Origin of the sequence: Desulfosporosinus sp. HMP52 (assembly GCF_000765145.1) — a bacterium.
Taxonomy (GTDB): domain Bacteria; phylum Bacillota; class Desulfitobacteriia; order Desulfitobacteriales; family Desulfitobacteriaceae; genus Desulfosporosinus.
The window spans coordinates 1-19346 of sequence record NZ_JMGA01000079.1; the positions used below are offsets into that span (position 1 = coordinate 1).

The 19346-nt window shown below is 42.1% G+C and carries 16 protein-coding genes and 1 riboswitch; of the genes, 12 read left to right on the forward strand and 4 right to left on the reverse strand.

Going from position 1 to position 19346, the window contains the following annotated elements:
• Positions 1-1028 precede the first annotated feature (1028 nt).
• Both DP73_RS21615 and DP73_RS21620 read left to right on the forward strand, forming a co-directional pair.
• Positions 1029-1370: a hypothetical protein gene (locus tag DP73_RS21615; RefSeq protein WP_034602462.1), complete on the forward strand. Its 342-nt coding sequence runs from the start codon at positions 1029-1031 to the stop codon at positions 1368-1370.
• Between the two features lie 350 nt (positions 1371-1720).
• Positions 1721-2869, forward strand: a complete 1149-nt coding sequence (locus DP73_RS21620) for an MFS transporter (RefSeq protein ID WP_242865818.1) — start codon at positions 1721-1723, stop codon at positions 2867-2869.
• Positions 2870-3110: 241 nt separating this feature from the next.
• On the opposite strand, the gene DP73_RS23240 is transcribed toward DP73_RS21620, so the two are convergent.
• Positions 3111-3254: a hypothetical protein gene (locus DP73_RS23240; protein WP_205623426.1), complete on the reverse strand. Its 144-nt coding sequence runs from the start codon at positions 3252-3254 to the stop codon at positions 3111-3113.
• A gap of 249 nt (positions 3255-3503) precedes the next feature.
• Between DP73_RS23240 and DP73_RS21625 the strand changes: the two genes are divergently transcribed.
• On the forward strand, positions 3504-3857 hold the full coding sequence (locus tag DP73_RS21625) for a hypothetical protein (protein ID WP_034602464.1): 354 nt from the start codon (positions 3504-3506) through the stop codon (positions 3855-3857).
• A gap of 210 nt (positions 3858-4067) precedes the next feature.
• Here DP73_RS21625 and DP73_RS21630 read toward each other — a convergent pair whose 3' ends face one another.
• Positions 4068-4895, reverse strand: a complete 828-nt coding sequence (locus DP73_RS21630; RefSeq protein ID WP_034602466.1) for an RNA methyltransferase — start codon at positions 4893-4895, stop codon at positions 4068-4070.
• Between the two features lie 845 nt (positions 4896-5740).
• On the opposite strand from DP73_RS21630, the gene DP73_RS21640 reads away from it, so the two are divergent.
• Entirely contained in the window at positions 5741-7264 is a 1524-nt protein-coding gene (locus tag DP73_RS21640; protein ID WP_034602467.1) for a DNA methylase, read from the forward strand.
• The gene (locus DP73_RS21645; RefSeq protein ID WP_034602469.1) at positions 7261-7704 is read left to right on the forward strand and encodes a hypothetical protein; all 444 of its coding nucleotides are present in this window, start codon (positions 7261-7263) and stop codon (positions 7702-7704) included. Before DP73_RS21640 ends, DP73_RS21645 begins: the two co-directional genes overlap by 4 nt.
• Positions 7705-7903: 199 nt before the next feature.
• Here the strand turns inward: DP73_RS21645 and DP73_RS21650 are convergent, their stop codons facing one another.
• Complete coding sequence (locus DP73_RS21650) at positions 7904-8788, reverse strand: EamA family transporter (RefSeq protein WP_034602470.1); 885 nt, start codon at positions 8786-8788, stop codon at positions 7904-7906.
• A gap of 116 nt (positions 8789-8904) precedes the next feature.
• Positions 8905-9627: an AraC family transcriptional regulator gene (locus tag DP73_RS21655; protein ID WP_034602471.1), complete on the reverse strand. Its 723-nt coding sequence runs from the start codon at positions 9625-9627 to the stop codon at positions 8905-8907.
• A gap of 795 nt (positions 9628-10422) precedes the next feature.
• Between DP73_RS21655 and DP73_RS21660 the strand changes: the two genes are divergently transcribed.
• The 7 genes from DP73_RS21660 to cbiD all read left to right on the forward strand — a co-directional run bounded on the left by DP73_RS21660 (position 10423) and on the right by cbiD (position 19105).
• The gene (locus tag DP73_RS21660; RefSeq protein WP_034602473.1) at positions 10423-11988 is read left to right on the forward strand and encodes a BCCT family transporter; all 1566 of its coding nucleotides are present in this window, start codon (positions 10423-10425) and stop codon (positions 11986-11988) included.
• A 145-nt stretch (positions 11989-12133) separates the two neighbouring features.
• Positions 12134-13546 (forward strand): trimethylamine methyltransferase family protein, encoded by a 1413-nt coding sequence (locus DP73_RS21665; RefSeq protein ID WP_034602475.1) that lies wholly within the window; start codon positions 12134-12136, stop codon positions 13544-13546.
• A gap of 116 nt (positions 13547-13662) precedes the next feature.
• Positions 13663-13839, forward strand: a riboswitch (cobalamin riboswitch).
• Between the two features lie 99 nt (positions 13840-13938).
• Positions 13939-14679 (forward strand): hypothetical protein, encoded by a 741-nt coding sequence (locus tag DP73_RS21670; RefSeq protein ID WP_034602476.1) that lies wholly within the window; start codon positions 13939-13941, stop codon positions 14677-14679.
• A gap of 17 nt (positions 14680-14696) precedes the next feature.
• On the forward strand, positions 14697-15212 hold the full coding sequence (locus DP73_RS21675) for an ECF transporter S component (protein WP_034602478.1): 516 nt from the start codon (positions 14697-14699) through the stop codon (positions 15210-15212).
• A gap of 7 nt (positions 15213-15219) precedes the next feature.
• The gene (locus DP73_RS21680) at positions 15220-17019 is read left to right on the forward strand and encodes an energy-coupling factor transporter ATPase (protein WP_034602484.1); all 1800 of its coding nucleotides are present in this window, start codon (positions 15220-15222) and stop codon (positions 17017-17019) included.
• Entirely contained in the window at positions 17013-17822 is an 810-nt protein-coding gene (locus DP73_RS21685; protein ID WP_034602480.1) for an energy-coupling factor transporter transmembrane component T, read from the forward strand. Before DP73_RS21680 ends, DP73_RS21685 begins: the two co-directional genes overlap by 7 nt.
• Before the next feature lie 152 nt (positions 17823-17974).
• Positions 17975-19105, forward strand: a complete 1131-nt coding sequence (gene cbiD, locus DP73_RS21690) for a cobalt-precorrin-5B (C(1))-methyltransferase CbiD (protein WP_034602482.1) — start codon at positions 17975-17977, stop codon at positions 19103-19105.
• The last annotated feature ends 241 nt before the right edge of the window (positions 19106-19346 follow it).

The window sequence follows — 19346 nt, forward strand, 5'->3', positions numbered from 1 at the left end:
TTAACAATCAATTGAATTAGGGGGTCAAAATTGGATGAAAAACTGACCCCTTTTATCCAATAGTACCAGGGTCAGTTTTGAGTGAAACTTTTATGAAAAAGGGGTCAATTTTCATTGACAATCAACAACAGGATTTAGGTCCTTAAAGGTTAACGGAGAACTCATATTTAAAGATAGAGATTTCTTTGATATTGGGGGGGACTACCCTTTTTCAATTGATGAAGATATTTTCATAGCTCGGATTGTTCGACAAGGAATTGGCTTTAATTACGACCTAGTTATAAATGGCTTATCAATTACTACGAATGAACCTGTAGATTTTTCGTTTATGATTCATCATCAAGAAAAATGGGAAAGAATGTGCAAGAAGGGAAAGCAGCATTACCTATGGTACAGTGGTTTTTTGGGTATAGGTGTTAGTACAGGAGTGCTTTGGTGCCTGGGCTGGACTTGGATAATGTATCAAGTTATGAGAATGGATTTTAGTTTCTATCCATTCATGATAGTTTTATTAATGTCCTTATTAATTTGGCCTTTTTTTGGAATGTTTGCGGCTTATAGTATATGGCATACTTATGTGAAAAAGTTCGGAAAACCTGAAGACCAAAACATTTAATGAGGCTATCGCATATTGCATTCACGAAAATGGTAAAGTTGAAGGTAGTATGGGATTCGTGAATAACCAGAAACGCTAATCATTCTTAAACCGTGACGATAACCATGCTGGGTCTGGCAGGCACACTCAAGCTGCATTCCCTTTTAGTAGAGAATAGATAAAATGGATATTATTAAGAAACGAATAGAATCCTTATTTAAAGAATTGGGTTTTCATGAAGTCACTCTTATAAAAGGGGATATACAATGGTAAAGCATAAGGTGAAATTGTCATTGCTATTATTTGGTATCGCACTGGTCATTGGGTATTACGGCTTTTCCACTTACGCTAAGCACAAAGATTTATCGTACGATGAACTGACAACTATATTGACCAACACTATTTTGAAGGTCAACCAAAGAATCTTACTATTGTGTTAGAAAAAGATGTTGAAGACTTGCATTTAATGCTTTTCTCATACCAACTAGACCCCAATTTTGGACAACAGAATGTATTAGCGGCATTCAAACGTCTGAAAAATGGTAAATATAAATATTATGGTTTACTGCAAGGGTCCAGCTCGGTATTGCCGAAAGAGTTGACTGGTTTCGAGAGAAATTACGGAGTATTTTACGGTATCATTACTGATAACCAGCCAACTAAGTATTTGATTGAAGGAGAGTTAACGGATACTTTTGAAAAGAACAAGTATTTTATTAGAGTATATGATTTGAATTCAAAATCAGGGTTCTCGATACAAGCATTATACGATTAATCATGGTCGTAATCGAAGTGTAACAGAAGTAATTCCTAATACCTTAAAAACTATATAGATATGATGCAGTAGTAGTGGAGTCGAAAATGCCTAATATGCATTGGAACTATATCTCTTGGACTTAATCTTTACTGCTAATTATTCTTATTTCGTACAGTGGCCTCTTGCAAAATAACTTCACAAAATCCACATTTTGTATATGGTTACCATCGAAGCGAGCATAAATCGAAAATTGCACCTTTGGTGGTAAACTTTCAAGTGAGCGTTGGGTGCCATTTTGGTACCCTTTGAAGTAAACGAATCCAAATATTGTTCATAAACAAACTAATATGCTGATATATTGTTTATGGGTGATTGATATTCGTATTAACTTAAAAGAAGCCATTTATCTTCTTACAGGGTGGTTTACCCTATTTATTATAGGTACTGATTTGTTTGTCATATCTCCTTTGTTACCATTTATCGCTAAAGAATATGGAATTACCCCTGCTGTTGCAGGGTGGCTAGTTACTGTTTTTTCACTAATGTATGCCATTAGTGCCCCACTTTTTGGATGGCTTTCAGATCGCAAAGGACGCCGATTTTTTATTGTTTTCGGTTTATTATCATTTTCATTAGCCAATTTTTTGACAGCCATTTCTTCTTCATTTGCAATGTTAATAGCCAGTCGTATTTTTGCTGGTTTATCTGTTGCGTCAATAACCCCTTTAGTCTATGCAATTATTGGCGATACAGCATTACCTGAACGTAGGGGAGTATGGCTTTCTACTGTAGTATCAGGACATCTTATGGCTTTATGGGCAGGAGCACCTATCGGAATTCTATTAGAGCAATTTCTTGGATGGCGTTCTGTTTTTATTAGTTTAGCTACAATTGCTGCTTTACTGTCAATCTTAAACTTTAGAGTTTGGGCTTCAATTAATAGAGTACCTTCATCAGAGGCACAGACAAAAGGAAGTACTTTAAAAATTATTTCTGCAGTGAGTGTAACAACTTTTTGGGCAATTGCCATGTATGCTCTTTATGTATTTCTTGGAACAGGATTGGTTTTATATAATCATTTTTCTTCAAGTGAATTAGCAGCCTCCATTACTGCCTACGGTATAGGAGCTGTAACTGGTAGTTTATTCAGTGGAAGAGTTACAGATAAAATTGGTGCAAGAATGGTATCAATAGCCAGTACAGCCATGCTTATTGGTATACTTAACTTATTAGGTTTTTGCTTTTCATCGGGAATTTGGGTTTATCTTTTGTTATTTTTATGGGCATTTATTGGATATACCTCTTTCTCTTCATATCAGGCCCGTTTAGCAGAGGAATTCCCAGAAACTCGTGGTATGGCACTTGCCCTAAACAACACAGCACTATATATTGGGATTACGCTTGGCTCCGTGCTGGGAGGTTTTATTATTACAAAATGGGGATTTTTTATTTTGCCATTTATCTGTAGCGGGGTAGCCTTAATAAGCAGCTTAATAAGCACCAAAAGGAAAGTATAAACTTCTAAAAGTACGTAACATTATTACTTTATGCAGTACTGAAATCGTGGTTCAAGGGGCCAAACTAAAATTGAAGAATTAGAGGCGAAATTATGTTCAGAGATATGAGAAGAAAAAAATTATTATCTGAGGAAGAGACAATTTTGCCATTTGAAATTTACCTGTTAAGGAATATAGAATTGCCAGGTTTATATGTGCATGTTAAATTTCCCATATGATTAAGAGATATCCCCTTAAGTATTTAACAATATACGACCTGCCCCAGGGAAAAAAAGCGACCAACAACGATTACATAAGGATTCTTCAAGTGAAGTTGTGTTATGCCAAACGGATTACTATACGCTATATAACGGCGCACATTAGAATTAGGTTCAGGTCTGTCCATAATAACCCCCTCGGTATTGGTAAGGTTAGTATGTGTTTGTTTGTGCCGCTAATTCTGATTTTAAGTATGCAATACTCTCGTTAATGGAATACAATAACTCATATCAATTATGTCGGAAATAAACTGAAATTAAATTTAAACCCATAAAATTGGTGTGGTCGTAGTAAAAACCAAACTTCCAGTTATTCATAAAACCATCAGTATCAATGCCGTCCCTACGCCTGAAAACAGTCTAAAATAGGAGAAGTTATGAATTGTTTTCAGCCTAATGAACAGAGCAGAAAGCTCATTCTACGGTTAGTGTTGACATTTTCAATATTAGGTTTTGGCTTTCTTCTTTTTCAAATAGCAATAACCCAGCCGAAAGCCACGCAAGCTTATTTAGTTATTAATCAGGAAATTAGTAAAATTCCTCCACCTAATCAAGCAACTGAAGTGAATCGTAGTTCAAAACAGCAACCTGATTCAGTGTTTTTAGCTTTCCTGAATCCGAGGATTTCAATGAGTATATATGCAGGAGAGGGACTTGTACTGAATAAGGGTCACCCTGTTCTAGTTATAATCGTGAATTCATTAGATTTGCTATCAGTAAATGCTATATAAGTAATAGATTCGGATACTCGGATAGACTAAAAGCTACTCTGGAGGTCTCTCTATGAGTTATGATTTGAGAATATATACAGTGAAAGAGCAAAATTATATCGATTTTGTTGAGAAATTTAAGTTCATCTTCCATGAAGATGGATTTATTCTGCCACTAAGAAATTCGCAAATAGTAGTCTTAAACCCTTCGTATTATGTGAATATAAAAGCTTAACGGACCCTAAGTTGCCAAAAGGCCACGGCGCTGGCTGCAGCAACGTTCAGAGAGTCCACGTTATGGGACATGGGGATGCACGCGGTGTAATCGCAGTCAGCAATCGTGCAGGGCGCCAGTCCATTACCTTCTGAACCCAATACGATAGCAAGCTTTTCCTCTGCCATGAGTTGCGGATCGTCTATGCTGACAGCGTTATCATTTAAAGCCATGGCAACGGTCTTAAAGCCCAGATTACGCAGACTCTTCATGCCCTGCTGCGGCCACTGCGAGGGCTCGCTGCCAATACGGGCCCATGGCACTTGGAAGATGGTACCCATGCTCACCCTCACCGCACGCCGGCACAGTGGGTCACAGCATGAGGGGGTAAGCAACACGGTATCGATGCCTAGCGCCGCAGCCGAGCGAAAAATGGCACCGACGTTGGTAGAGTCCGCAATACCTTCAAGCACAACCACTCGACTTGCACCGGCACACGCCTCCTCAACGCTGGGTAGATGAGGACGCCGCATGGCACACAGCACACCGCGGGTCAGCTGAAAGCCAGTCAGCCCTGCTAGCAGGTTGCTATCGGCAGTATAGACGGGGACATCTCCGCAGCGGGTGATTATACCGTGCGCCTGCCCTGCAATGTATTTGCGCTCCATCAAAAGTGAAATAGGCTCGCATCCAGCGTCGAGGGCAAGTCCAATTACCTTGGTACTCTCCGCAATAAATATGCCCATCTCCGGCTCCAACCGGTTGCGCAGCTGCGTTTCCGTCAGGCGAGCAAAGACATCCAATTTGGACGATGAAAAATCGCTTATCTCAATAATATTTGACATCTTATCTCCTTATGTTCGAGGTTAGTGGTAACATATCAACCATGATTTTTTGCAACATAAAATCCTTTTTTACCGTAAGTAAGAATTACACCACCATCAATATACTATAATATTAACTACACTATATTATAAGACACATCTTTCTACACTACGAAACAATATAAGAAAAATGCAAAATAAAGATTAAGCTCATTGTTTTAACTTTCTTTTTTCGTTTAATAATCTTTCCTTATTAGGTCTGGTGTCATCCAATAAGAAGTCAGCCCAATCAAATCCAAGTGTATCTTGCCAGTACAATAGGCGGTCAGAATAATAGATTATCTTTTCGCTGACTGGTTTTGGAAAGTTATCTTTTCCGTATTTTAAGACTAGTGCCGTTAATTCATAGATAGGTAACCCCAAAGCGTGTGTTTCTACATACACGGTGGCTCCAGCAGGACCAATAGCGTGGCACAAAGCACCATATTCGTATCATCAATTTCTTTCGCTTGCGAATCTAAATAACCCTTTTTGCTGTTGGCATTTTAATTTTACCCCTTGCCCAAGCCTCGCAAAGTTCTAAACACGTTGCCCAAGAATCTGTTGAAGTGATCGCAACTAGTGGACAAGTTTTATTGGATTGCATTTGCTAATCATCTCCTTGCAAATAGTATTGACTTAATATGCAGAAGACAACAAGTGCTCATAACCAGAAGTTGGAAGAGGCCTGCGTGTGTTATAATTAGGCTAATACCGTGAATCTTAACAAACACAAGTGAATTTCTTGTTGTCTATATAACCCACAGATAAAAAGGAATTTGTCGAGTAGATAAATTTGTATATAAGGAGGCGACCGGAGAATAAGCATGAAGAATAGAACCTATATCGCAATTGATTTAAAATCCTTCTACGCTTCGGTCGAGTGTGTAGAACGAGGGCTTGATCCGCTGACCACTAACCTTGTTGTCGCTGACGCAAGCCGAACCGAAAAAACCATCTGTCTCGCCGTCTCTCCCTCCCTAAAAGCATACGGCATTCCCGGTAGGCCGAGGCTGTTTGAAGTCGTACAGAGGGTCAAGGAAGCAAATGCAGTACGTCTGCGTAAAGCACCAGGACGAGCCTTTTCCGGCGTTTCCAGCAACGATACTGAATTGAAATCCTCACCGGGTCTCTCGTTGGACTACATTGTTGCTCCACCGAGGATGGCGTATTATATAGAGTACAGTACGCAGATTTACAATATTTATTTGAAGTACATCGCGCCTGAAGATATTCATGTCTACTCCATTGACGAGGTATTCCTTGATGCCACCGATTATCTGAACACCTACAATCTTTCAGCTCGTGAGCTCGCCACGAAAATAATTCTGGATGTACTCAAAACAACTGGCATTACAGCAACGGCAGGAATTGGCACAAATCTGTACCTCAGCAAGATCGCTATGGATATACAGGCAAAGCACATACCTGCTGATAACAACGGTATGCGGATAGCCGAGCTGGACGAAATGAGCTACCGTCGCTCCCTGTGGTCGCATCGGCCTCTAACAGACTTTTGGCGCGTTGGAAAAGGATATGCCAAGAAGTTGGAGGAAAAAGGCCTCTTTACAATGGGGGATATTGCAAGATGCTCTCTCGGTAAACCTACCGATTACTACAACGAGGATTTACTGTATAAGCTGTTCGGCATCAACGCTGAGCTGCTGATCGACCATGCGTGGGGGTGGGAGCCATGCACAATTGCCGATATTAAAGCGTATAAGCCAAGTACAAACAGTATTGGATCGGGGCAGGTACTGCACTATGCCTATACTTTTGACAAAGCGAAGTTGATCGTGCGGGAAATGACTGATCTGCTGGTACTTGATCTGGTAGATAAAAGGCTTGTGACTGACCAGCTTGTTTTAACGGTCGGATATGATATCGATAATCTAACAGATCCGGAGATCAAGAAATCATATCACGGGGCAATCACCATTGACCACCACGGACGCAACCTTCCGAAATCCGCGCATGGTTCAGTAAATCTTGGTAGACAGACCTCCTCTACAAAGCTAATCATGGATGCCGTCACGGATCTGTTTAAACGCATCGTTGACAAAAATCTGCTGATCAGAAGAGTCAACATCACAGCGAATCATGTCGTTGATGAGGCAACTGTTCAAATGACGGGCAACTTTGAACAACTTGATCTCTTTACGGATTACGCGGCAGTGCAGGCGAAAAAAGAAGATGAAGAAGCTGAGCTTGCACGAGAAAAAAAGATGCAGCAAGCAATGCTTGAAATAAAAAAGAAATACGGCAAGAACGCCATTCTAAAGGGTATGAATCTGGAGGAAGGCGCTACCACTGTAGACCGGAACAGGCAGATTGGAGGGCACAAGGCATGACGAGGACATATGACGACATCATTAATCTACCTCACCATGTCTCTACGACACGCCCTCATATGACTGCTATTGACCGGGCAGCTCAGTTTTCCCCTTTCGCCGCACTGACCGGCTATGATGCTGCCATCAAAGAAAACGCAAGACTGACTGACGAGAGAGTAAAATTGGACGAATATATGAAAGACGCTTTGAGTGATAGGCTGCAAATCATAGCAGATCGGATTAAAGAGTATCCTGAAATCGCAATTACCTACTTTCAACCGGATGCGAAGAAGAATGGTGGCACCTATGTTACTGCTATCAGTACGGCTAAAAAGATAGACGAATATGAACGGGTTGTAGTTATGACCGATGGCACAGCGATTCCCATTGATGAAATAATCAGTATAGATGGGCAGGTATTCGAATCTATGGTGTTTCATTCATCTGAGAGTGAATAACGACAAACAAGAATTTGTCATGCAGCTTAGACTGTGGGGATTTAAGTTCCCATAATTCTTATAATTCCGTAGTTAGGAAATCTAATTAAACATCATGGCAAGAGGATTTGAATTAACAGCAGAGACACACTTAAGAAAACCACCGCGCCAGCGGTTTAATGCTCTTGGCTCTAAGAAAGGAATATTGGCCTTATCCAATTCAACTAGCCCCTTTTTTATGTAATCCCCCTAAGGACAGGATAACCAATCCGCCAAAAACTAGAATCATCCCTACTTCAGAGAGAATAGATAATTTTTCTTTTAGTAGAAACAATCCTAATGCAGCTGCAGTAACTGGTTCTGCAAGGGATAAAGTAACTGCTTTGGGAAAGGGTATTTTGGCTAAACCATGCGAAAACAAAACATACGCCAGAGCTGTGGAAACTAATCCTAAATGAAGGGCAACACCGGCACCTTGGATAGTTTTCAGCCACTCAAGGTTGTAATAAAAGAGAAAAGGAGAAAGTTGAAGTGCCCCAATGAAGAATACAATCCCGGTCACTGCTTCCGGAGGGTGAGACATAAGTAGTTCCTTGCTGATGGCGGCATAAAGTGCATAAGAGACACCGGCTCCTAAGGCTAGGATGACGCCAATGGGGTTCATCGCTAGTTTCTGGCCGCCAGTAATTAGCAGAATACATCCGATAACTGAGAGTAAGGTGGCTGCTGTCCACTTCATCCCTGGGTTTTCTCGGCGCAAAATCAGAGATAGAAGACCAGCGAACACCGGTGCACTACCAATAGTCACTACTGTTCCCACAGCCACTCCCGTTTTTAAAACTCCGGCAAAAAAGAAAAGCTGATAAGCAGCCATACACCCGGCTGCGAGAAACGTGGTCCCCTTGAACCAAAGGGAATTTTCCACCAAAGCTCCCCGCTGCCAGGCAAAAAATAAAAGAGCCGCTCCTCCTACCGCTAGGCGAACAGATCCAATGGACAATGGAGATACGCCGGGAGGGGCAAAGAATTGGGCTGTGCCTGTCGTTCCCCAAAGCACCGCTGCTGCCAACACTAGGCTAGAGAAGAAAGTTTCATTTTGCTTCATTATTTTCGCCTTTAGCTGATTTTACAATTCGAAATAAATAAGTAAAACATCAGCTTCTTTTTAGATAATAATAAAGCAAAGTCATAAAGTTATTTTCACTGGGATTATGGTATTTTTTAGCGTATTTTCATATTGTTCCGACGGTATTCTGCTGGAGTTATACCTTCGATTTCTTTAAATACCCTATCTAGGGAAGACTGGTGGACATATCCGACTTCCCAAGCAATCTGTAAAATATTAAGACTTGTACCAAGAAGCAGTTGTTTTGACCGCTGAATTCTCACTTTTTTCAGATATGCCATCGGAGTACAGTTCATAATGCCTTTGAACCATGAACAAAAATAACTAACGGTATAATGTTCCAAAGAAGCAAGCTTCTCCAGGCTTATCTGTTCGTTATAGAATTTCTGAATATATTTAACCGACTCAGGAATCTGATATTCAGTTAAGTAGGTATCAAAAAAATGAAAAAGAGAACTGATCCTAGATGATTCTATTTTACCTTGACCAGCTTCACTTAAAAGAAGGAATCTAATGGCCTTCCATTTCTCATCCATTGCATAGTTTTGTCCACTTGGAAAATTATCCAATACTCCCACCTGAAACATAAATTGAGGGATATCCAATACTAGAAATTTATTGTTCTGCTTCGCCCAGAAGGTATGCTGGCAGGAAGGGGGAAGTAAAAACAAATGGGCCTCATCTAACTCTAATTCCTTGCCATCGGTCTTTATGTTCAGAACTCCCTGAAGCGGCAGTATTAACTGAACAAAGCTGTGGTCATGGGTGTTCATGACATCGGTATATGTCCTATTTTCACAAATTATTCTATTATCCACTGCTGCCCCACCTTTTAAAAAGCATTAGTGACCATAACACACTTCTTAATTATATATTATATTATAGCGTTCCACATACAACTAGCATCCGGTTTTTTGTTAACTGAACAGACAGGCTTGTTACGACCAATATATAATTAACAAATTGTATTTGAGTTTAATGCGTAGTACCTTCGAATGACCATGAACATTTGCGGGGAGAGAATTATATTGTGGCTTCAAATTCGCCTGCGTAGGAGAATTTTAACATTTTTGATTCCCGCCTTTTTGAATAGCGTTAATTACAGATAGGAAAATAAAAAAATGGGACTCAATGCAAAATTCCCAAAGCGAAATAGCAAATCCTAAATTGAGAAACCTTAGAAGACTTGAACTACAAGGGTTTTAGTAAGGCACTACTATTTGCGTTCTTATAATGAGACAACATATTGGCTAGAAAAGCTTTTTGGACATAATGGACCAAAAAGCTTTTCTAGTTTACTAGATAATATTGTTAGGATTAATCAATTTAATATGTTGCCAAACCATGAACCTTTAGTTGAAACTACTGAATTTGGCTGGATTCTTAAAGCGATAATATAACTTATAAAAGAATTTGTTTAAAACCAATACTGGAGGGTAAAGACGGTAAACTATCCTGAGGAAGTTGGCATGTATATTGCAATATAATTTAAAAATTCAGAAAATTATACCCTTCAAATTCAATTCAGTCTATTAAAAAATGCTAAAATGAAAGGAGGACTAATTATTAAGAAAACTCCAAATAGTTAAAGCTATTAAAAGGGAGGTAATTCGGTGGATTTCTTGAAAAGATTAGACAAGAGAGTATTTTACCCGTCTGCTTTAATCTGTTTAGTTTTTATCCTCTGGATGGCTGCAATGCCGGAAGCTGCGGGAAAGTCTATTAACGCGGCTTTGAACTTTATTAATACTACTTTCGGCTGGTTATACCTTCTGCTTGTCAGCATTTTTGTCCTTGTCTGTTTTATCCTTGCTTTCGGGAAGTATGGAAAAATTAAATTAGGTAAAGACGATGACGAACCTGAATATTCTACTTTTAGCTGGTTTGCTATGCTTTTCAGTGCCGCAATGGGGATCGGCCTGATTTTTTGGAGCATTGCTGAGCCTATGTCCTATTTGGTTGCTCCTCCGGTAGGAGAACCGAATACAGCTGCAACTGCTCAATGGTCATTAAGGCAAACTATTTTTCACTGGGGACTGCATCCCTGGTCGGTATATGCGATAACCGGCATGGCTCTTGCTTATGCTGGATTTAGAAAAGATCTGCCGGCTAGAATCAGTTCTATCTTTGAACCAGTTTTAGGAAGAAATAACTTGGATGGCGGATGGGCTAAGGCCATTGACGTCTTCGCTGTCATAGCTTCTATCGCCGGTGTGGCAACATCTTTGGGTTTTGGCGCTATGCAGATTAACGGGGGATTAAATTATCTGGCCGGGATACCTGTAAATAATAGTGTAACGGTAGTGATCATTGCTGTTGTTACCTGCTTGTTCATAATTTCAGCAGTAACAGGAATTAAAAGAGGGATTTTATGGCTAAGCAATATAAACATGTCCCTCATGGGAATTATGATGGTGTTCTTGTTAGTTGCTGGTCCTACATTGTATATTTTAAATTCAATTGTATCAGCAACCGGTGATTATCTGCAAAATATTGCCTGGTTAAGCTTTTATGCCGATCCTAATGGAGTATACGCTAAGCAAGCCGGCTACGATTGGGTAGGAGGCTGGACTGTATTCTATTGGGCCTGGTGGATATCTTGGGGCCCCTTTGTCGGTGGATTTATTGCCAGGATTTCCAAGGGGCGTACTGTAAGAGAATTCGTTCTTGGTGTGTTAATTGCCCCGGTATTGTTAAGTATTCTCTGGCTGGGTATATTTGGTTCAACGGCTATTCATATTGATCTCTTTGGAGCAGGGGGAATTGGAGAAGCTGTCAGTAAAGATATGACCAGCGCTTTGTTTATTACCTTAAGCAACATCCCCGGCGGCCATGTATTTGCCATAGTGGCAACAGCCTTAATTGCTACCTTCTTTATTACATCGGCTGACTCTGCTACCTTCTGTATTGGAATGTATTCTTCCGGCGGCTCTCTTGAACCGGATAACGGATTAAAAGTATTCTGGGGAGTTATTGAAGGAGCAGTGACAGCAGCCTTGGTAGCATCCGGTGGGATTGCCGCGTTGAAAGCCTCGTCAATTTTGTCCGCATTTCCTTTTATGCTGATAATATGCGGGATCATTTACTGTATGTTTAAGTCCTTTAATGAAGAATTTGCTCCCCCTAAAAAACTGGCAAAAGATGCTCTTTTAGCAAATAGGGAAGCAGCAAGGGGATAATTGAGATAGAGAAACAAAGACCTCCATCAAGATAGGTGGTGGGTCTTTGTTTCTTAATAAATTGTTATCATAATCTCTTATGAGTAATATAAAGGTGTCCTAAGATTAAAATAGATAAAATATAAGTTGGTGGAAGGTGGAAAACATGTCTAAACCAATTCTAACAACACTAACTCCTGATGAAATTGAAAAAATAAAAGCAGCCAGTCTTGAACTATTGGAACGAACTGGAGTAAACATTGATCATGTTCGTGCTCGCAAGGTTTTACAAGAGGCTGGAGCTAAAGTAGATGGAGCAAGAGTTTATTTCCCGCCAAACCTGGTTATGGAGGCAATAGCTAAAGCTCCCCGTCAGTTCATCATATATGCCCGAAACCCCAGACACACGATTAATGTGGGTTATGGAGATCCTGTGTTTGCTCCCGGCTACGGTGCTCCTTATGTCACCTTAGCCTCGGGGGAAAAACGAAAGGCAGCCTTTGAGGATTTTGTTAAGCTGGCAAAGTTGTCTGGGGCCAGTTCCAATATGGGGATCTCCGGCGGAGTTTTGGTTGAGCCTGGGGATATTCCTGAAAAAGACAGACATAAAGCCATGTTGTATGCCTGTATGGCTAACTCGGATAAACCTTTTATGGGAAGTGCTACCGGAAAGGAACATGCTAAAGATTCCTTGAAGATGGCAGCCATGCTTATGGACAGTGAAAAAGATGTTCCCCAACAACCTGTAATGATTAGCTTGATCAATACAATTACTCCTTTAATGCTGGATGAACGAATGGTAGGTGCGCTGATGGCATATGCAGAAGCCGGACAACCGATAATTATTGCCTCCTTAGGCATGGCCGGCGCAACCGCACCAACTACCTTGGCTGGCACCCTAGTATTACAAAATGCTGAAGTCCTGGCCGGAATCACCCTGGCTCAAACTGTGCGAGAGGGAACCCCGGTAGTTTATGGATCAGCTTCCTCCATTACGGAGATGAGGAACGGTTCCTTAAGTATCGGGGCCCCGGAGGGAGCCTGGATCATTGCTGCCGCTGTCCAGTTGGCTCATTCCTATGGATTGCCTTGCCGAGCCGGAGGCTGTGTAACGGACAGCAAAGTCTTAGACCTGCAAGCTGCTTATGAAAGTATGATGAACCTTCAGGTTGCGGGAATGGCGGGAGTGGATTTTGTCCTTCATGCTGCCGGTATCTTGGAATCTTACATGTCTGTCTCTCTAGAAAAGTTCATTGTGGATGATGAAATCTGCAGTATGGTCAGGCGTTTTCTGAGAGGCACAAAGTTTGAGACTGAGGATTTAGCAGCACAGATGATTCATGAAATAGGCCCCGGCGGACAATTTTTAACCTCAGATCATACTTATAGGAATTTCCGTAGGGAGTTTTGGGTACCGACTCTAAGCAATCGAGAAACTTATGACCAATGGAAGCTCAACGGAAATATGTCGATTATCAGTCAAGCGGAAAAGAAGGTCACGGAAGTTTTGGACAATTATGAAACACCCTGCCTGGAGAAAACCATCGAGAGACGACTTAAAGAAATGGCTGGGCTTTAGGATTTATCAACTGGCAGACTAATTTCGTTCAAACATTTTTTACTGAAGGGGAAGAATTACACAAGCAAAATAAAAAAGTCTTGTAATCCGGAACTTCTTGTATTAAACTACGATTAATTCAATAGTTAGTTATAGGTGCCCAAGTTTTTGGGTGAAAAGGGAACCGGGTGAGAATCCCGGACGGACCCACCACTGTATGGAGGAGACTTATGCATTTGCCACCGGGAAACTGGGAAGGCGCATAATGTCGATGATTCTTAGTCAGGAGACCTGCCTATAATGATGGAGTCATGAATAAAGGTAAAGTTCATGGTCAATTCTCTTCCTAAATGAAGGAAATGAGAATTGACTGTGAACTTTTTGCTATCTAAATGGAAGGAGGCAGATGCAAATTGGGATATCTGGGTAGGGATGTTGAAGTTGTTTCTATCAATGAAACTCAATATCTGGTTGTCGCCTGTGACTCATGCGGGGCAATAGGTATGAAGGAATTGGATGCCTATAAGATTTCTTGGTTCATTACAGGGAAGTTGACCGCAAGAGTCGCTCTTTTAGAAGTTATCTCTACCGGTGGAGTAGCCCAAATGCTTAGTGTGGCGATTTCCAATGAGCCGTCTCCGACTGGGGATGAGCTAATAAAGGGGGTGAAGGACGAACTGGAATCGGCTGGATTAGCCAACCTGCCCATAGTGATTAGTACGGAAAAAAACATGCCTACTCAACAGACTGGTCTGGGGGTGAGCGTCATTGGAGTTGCTGAAAAGTCAAATTTGCGCATTGGTACTTCTCAGCCCAGGGATTACGTCTATTGTCTGGGACTGCCTAAAGTAGGGCCGGAACTTAGCGATCCAGAGGATCCGGAAATTGTTAACGTCAAAAGTGTCCGAGCACTTATAAGAAACCCATGGATTCATGACATAATACCTGTAGGTTCAAGGGGCATACGACTAGAGGCAGAACAACTTGCTACCTCTGTCAATACTCGCTTGCAAGTTGAACCAAGCTGCGCCCTGGATTTAGAAAAATCCGCCGGTCCGTCTACATGTTTAATTTTTTCCTCATTAGAGGCTTTAGATGCGAACTATATTAGGGAGTTAAACGTGCCTTTAGCAAGAATAGGCAGGTTGGCTTAATTTTAGGAGGGAATAATATGCAAAACTTAGGAACAAAAGAACAGGAATTGAAACTATCTCCTTGGAATGTAAAAAGATTATCCATTATGGCAATTTTTATAGCCTTAAGTGCGGTAGGGGCGCTTATTAAGATCCCCAGTCCCGTTGGAACTATCGGGATGGATTCCGCGCCAGGTTTTTTTAGCGCTTTAGCATTCGGGGGAACCACCGGAGGGATTGTCATTGCTTTTGGACACATGTTGACCGCAGCTGTAACCGGTTTTCCCATGAGTATTCCTGTCCACTTATATATCGCTTTACAAATGGCTTTATGGGCGGTGGCTTACCGCTGGGTTAATCAGAAAATCGGCTTGATTCCTGCAGTCATCGTCGGAATAGTCCTTAATGGTGTCGCATCCTCTTTTGCTATGCTGCCCATGATGGGAATGGGCGGAGTTTTGGGATTGTTGCCTTTCCTTGTGGTAGGGGCCGCTCTAAACGTCATTATCTCTGCAGTTGCTTATAAAGCAATTAAAGGAAGTCGGCTCATTTAAGCTTGAGGTGAAAATATTGATAGAACTTGAAGATCTTTCTTATACTTATCCAAATGCCTCGGAGCCCAGCCTGAAAAACATCAATCTCAGCCTGGAAAAAGGAAAATTCGTTGCTTTGCTGGGTTCCACCGGAGCGGGCAAAACTACCTTGAGCTTATGTTTGACTGGGTTGATTCCCCAACTATTAGAAGGAAAGCTATCCGGCCGGGTGCGTGTTGCCGGAAAGGACGTGGGGAAGAATGCAGTTCAGACTTTAGCTAAGGTATTAGGGCTAGTATTGCAGGATCCGGAAACTCAAATAATTGGGAGAAGCGTCGAAGAGGACACTGCCTTTGGCCCTCGGAACTTTTTAGTGCCTGCTAAGGAGATTGAGCAGAGAATAGATCAATCCTTAGCAACTGTTCGCCTGACAGGATATAACCAACGCTTAACCGAGGAGTTATCCGGCGGTGAAAAACAACGCCTAGCTATTGCCGGCGTCCTTGCCATGGAACCTGAAATACTGGTGCTTGATGAGCCAACTTCAGAACTTGATCCCCTTGGAAGATCAGAGATCTATGATACTTTGACTGATTTACGACGGAAAAAGAATTTAACGATTTTACTTGTGGATCATTCCACTGAGGAATTGATGGATAAGGTCGATGAGGTTGTTGTACTTAACCAGGGGGAATTGGTTTGGAGAGGAATTCCGTCAGATCTCTTGCGCAATCTGCCCCTCTTACGCCGGTGGGGAATAAAGCCCCTTCCCGTCAGTGAGGTTGGCTGGGAGTTCTATGAAAAAGGGTGGATTTCTTTGGCAGAAATCCCCTTAGATATTTCCTCTGCGGAAAGCTTGATTAGAGGGTTGTTACCCTTATATGGAAATAGGCCTGGGCATCCTCTAGATGGAGTAAAATATCTGGGGAAATCTCACAACCAAGTTCAACAACATGGAGAGAACTTGCGCTCAAAGCGGGAACCTAATCACTCTGAAAAAGTCCTTGCCGTGGAAATCAAAGATCTAACCTACCAATACAACTCAGGTAAATCTGCTTTGCGGGGAATTAATCTGACCATTAATTCCGGTGAATTCCTAGCTCTGATCGGGCAAAATGGGGCAGGTAAAACCACCTTAGCTAAACATTTCAATGGACTCTTGCAGCCGACCAGCGGGGAAGTCATCATTGAAGGAATGAACACCCTAAGGGTTGATACCTCGGAATTGGCCAAAACCGTTGGTTACGTCTTTCAAAATCCCGACCATCAGATTTTCTCTGCCACCGTTGAAAAAGAATTAGAATTTGGTCTTAAAAATGCAGGTTATCGAGGTTCAGAAATGAAAAATCGAGTTGCAGAAGTTCTGGAATATACAGGTTTGGAACCCTATCGCAGTGTTCATCCTTTCAGTCTGGGAAAAGGTGAACGGCAAGTGATTGCTGTGGCTTCCATCCTTGTTTTAAAACCGAAACTGCTGATCATCGACGAGCCAACCACTGGGTCAGACTGGACCGGAGTTCAGACGATGATGGCTTTGATTGAGAAGCTCCACTCAGCAGGGACTACCATCATCATGATCAGTCATGACATGGATTTAGTGGCTCAATATGCTAAGCGGGTTATTGTCATGAAAGATGGGGAGATTACACTGGATGGTACTCCTCAGGAGATATTTTCTAATGAAGAAGTGCTGCGTGAATCTTTCCTTGCTGCCCCTCAACTCTGTAAGCTATCCTTACAGTTGAAGGATGTCCTGGGGCCACAATTCTTTGTCAAAGCGAGTGAATTTCTGGGGATGTTTGAAAGCGGGGAGCAAAGGGGATGCTAGAATACTTGCCTGGGGATACCTTGATCCATCGACTGGACGTGCGCACCAAAATGCTAGGATTTGCAGGGTTTCTTATTGTGTCATTTCTTTTTCAAGATCCGATGTTTCAACTGGGGATCTTTTTGTCGGCAGGACTATTAGCTCTATGGATAAAAATACCCTTGAGGAGAATTTGGGGAATGATGATTCCCTTGATTCCCATCATCATATCGATTATTCTAATCACAGGGTTTACCTTTGCCCCGGAGCGTTTTGAAAGGGACTCCAGCCAAGCAATTCTCTTTTACGCACTACCTGGAGAAGGATTAGGGGCTACTGTCGGTGGATTTTTAATGGGAACGACCTTTATCCTGCGCTTAATTAGCATGATGATTGTTTCTTCAGTGTTGACTCTGACCACTTCTATGGAGGATTTCACCCAATTCTTTCAAAAGATGAAGGTTCCAGCCGAAGTGGTCATGATGCTAACCATGGCAATACGCTTTATTCCCACGTTGGATAAAAAACGTCGGCAAATATTAGAAGCCCAAAAAGCACGGGGAACGAAATTCAAGGAGAAGGGAATCATCGGCTCCATTCGTTCCTATCTGCCGATTATGATTCCACTGTTTATCAATTCGATTATGATGGCGAATTCCTTATCCATGGCTATGCTTAATCGTGGTTATGGCTTAACGAGAACTTGGACAACCCTGCGCCAGCTTACCTTTAATTCAAGGGATTACTGGACAATGGCTTTGATTGGTTTAGGATTGGGGATGGCCTTTTATGTCCGATTTGGCTTGCAATTAGGGGTTCTTTGACGATAGAGCAAACTAAAACTGATCAAATCAAGTGGGAAGTCGTTTGCATGGTGTTAGTACATGACCTATACTTTATTTATGACAATTCATTTCACCGTCGATGGAATACATACCAGGTGAACCTTTGGATTAATTGATATGGGAGAGAAACCATGGCAAGAGATAAAGATCGACATACTTGGAGAGAAGGATATACCACAGGAAGTTGTGCCGCCGGTGCTGCAAAAGCTGCCTGTCTGCTCCTAAGAGGAGAGAGTTTAACTGGGCAGATTGAAATTCCGCTCCCCAGTTCAGCCCGTTTGACCATGCCCATCCATAGTGGAGAACTCCACAACTCGGAAGGGAAAGCGTGCATTTTAAAAGACGGCGGAGATGATGCGGATATTACCCATGGACTGGAGATCCAAGCCCTCGCGCGGTTAATCTCACCTCAGGGTGAGGTTCATATCCGCGGTGGCCGGGGAGTTGGGACGGTTACCAAGAAAGGCCTGGCCATTTCTGTAGGTGAAAGTGCCATTAACCCTGTCCCCAGAAGGATGATCAGGGAAGCCGTCCGGGAGGTTTTCCCTGTGGAAGAAGTTGAAATTATCATCGAAGTTCCTGCAGGAGAAACCACGGCCTTGCGCACCCTGAATCCAAGACTGGGAGTGATTGGAGGGATCTCCATCCTAGGGACTAGCGGGATTGTTCGACCTATGTCTGAAGAGGCCTTTAAAACCTCGATCCTGCCTGAGTTGGATCAGGCAGTAGCTTATGGTCATAAAACCATTGTCCTTACCCCAGGGCACTATGGGTTCAGAGTAGCCACCGAGGGCTTTAAAGTTCCCCCTGAGGCTGTCATTCAAATGAGCAATTTTGTGGGCTACATGCTGGAAGAAGCAGCTTATCGGGGCATAGAAGAGGTCATTCTCATAGGGCATGTAGGGAAGCTCATCAAAGTCTCGGCTGGAATTTTCCACACCCATAATCGGGTCGCCGATGCTCGAATGGAAATATTGCTCGCCCATGCTGCTTTAGCAGGACTCAATCTAGACAGCTTGAAGCACTTGGCTGAGTTTCCAACCACCGAAGGAGCAACCAATGAACTGTTGCAAATGGGAGAGCAAAAGCTCCTTCACCACCTGGCCCAGTTAGCAAGTGAAAGGGCCCAGGCCTTCACCTTTGGGCGACTGCGTGTCGGGACAATCATGACCTTGTTAGACGGACAACCCGTGGGTTGGGACGCGAAGGCTCAAAGAATTGTGGAGGAACAAGGGTGGGCTGGGGGATTGCAACTTTGTTGAGTTAATTAGCTTTGGCTATAATAGTTAATTTTAAGTTAAATAGGTTGAAAAGGATCTGCGGACAATGTATGGAAGCGGATCCTTTTTGTGTATATATTTGCTTCCTGTTTGTACATATAATTTTCAATACCGGGTTAAGTAACGATTAACTAGCGTGTAACTAAATCCAAGCTTTACGATATACAGTCGCAACTGCTTCAAAGGTTTAAAGGGTTGAAGGTCCTTAATTGCAAATCGAAAT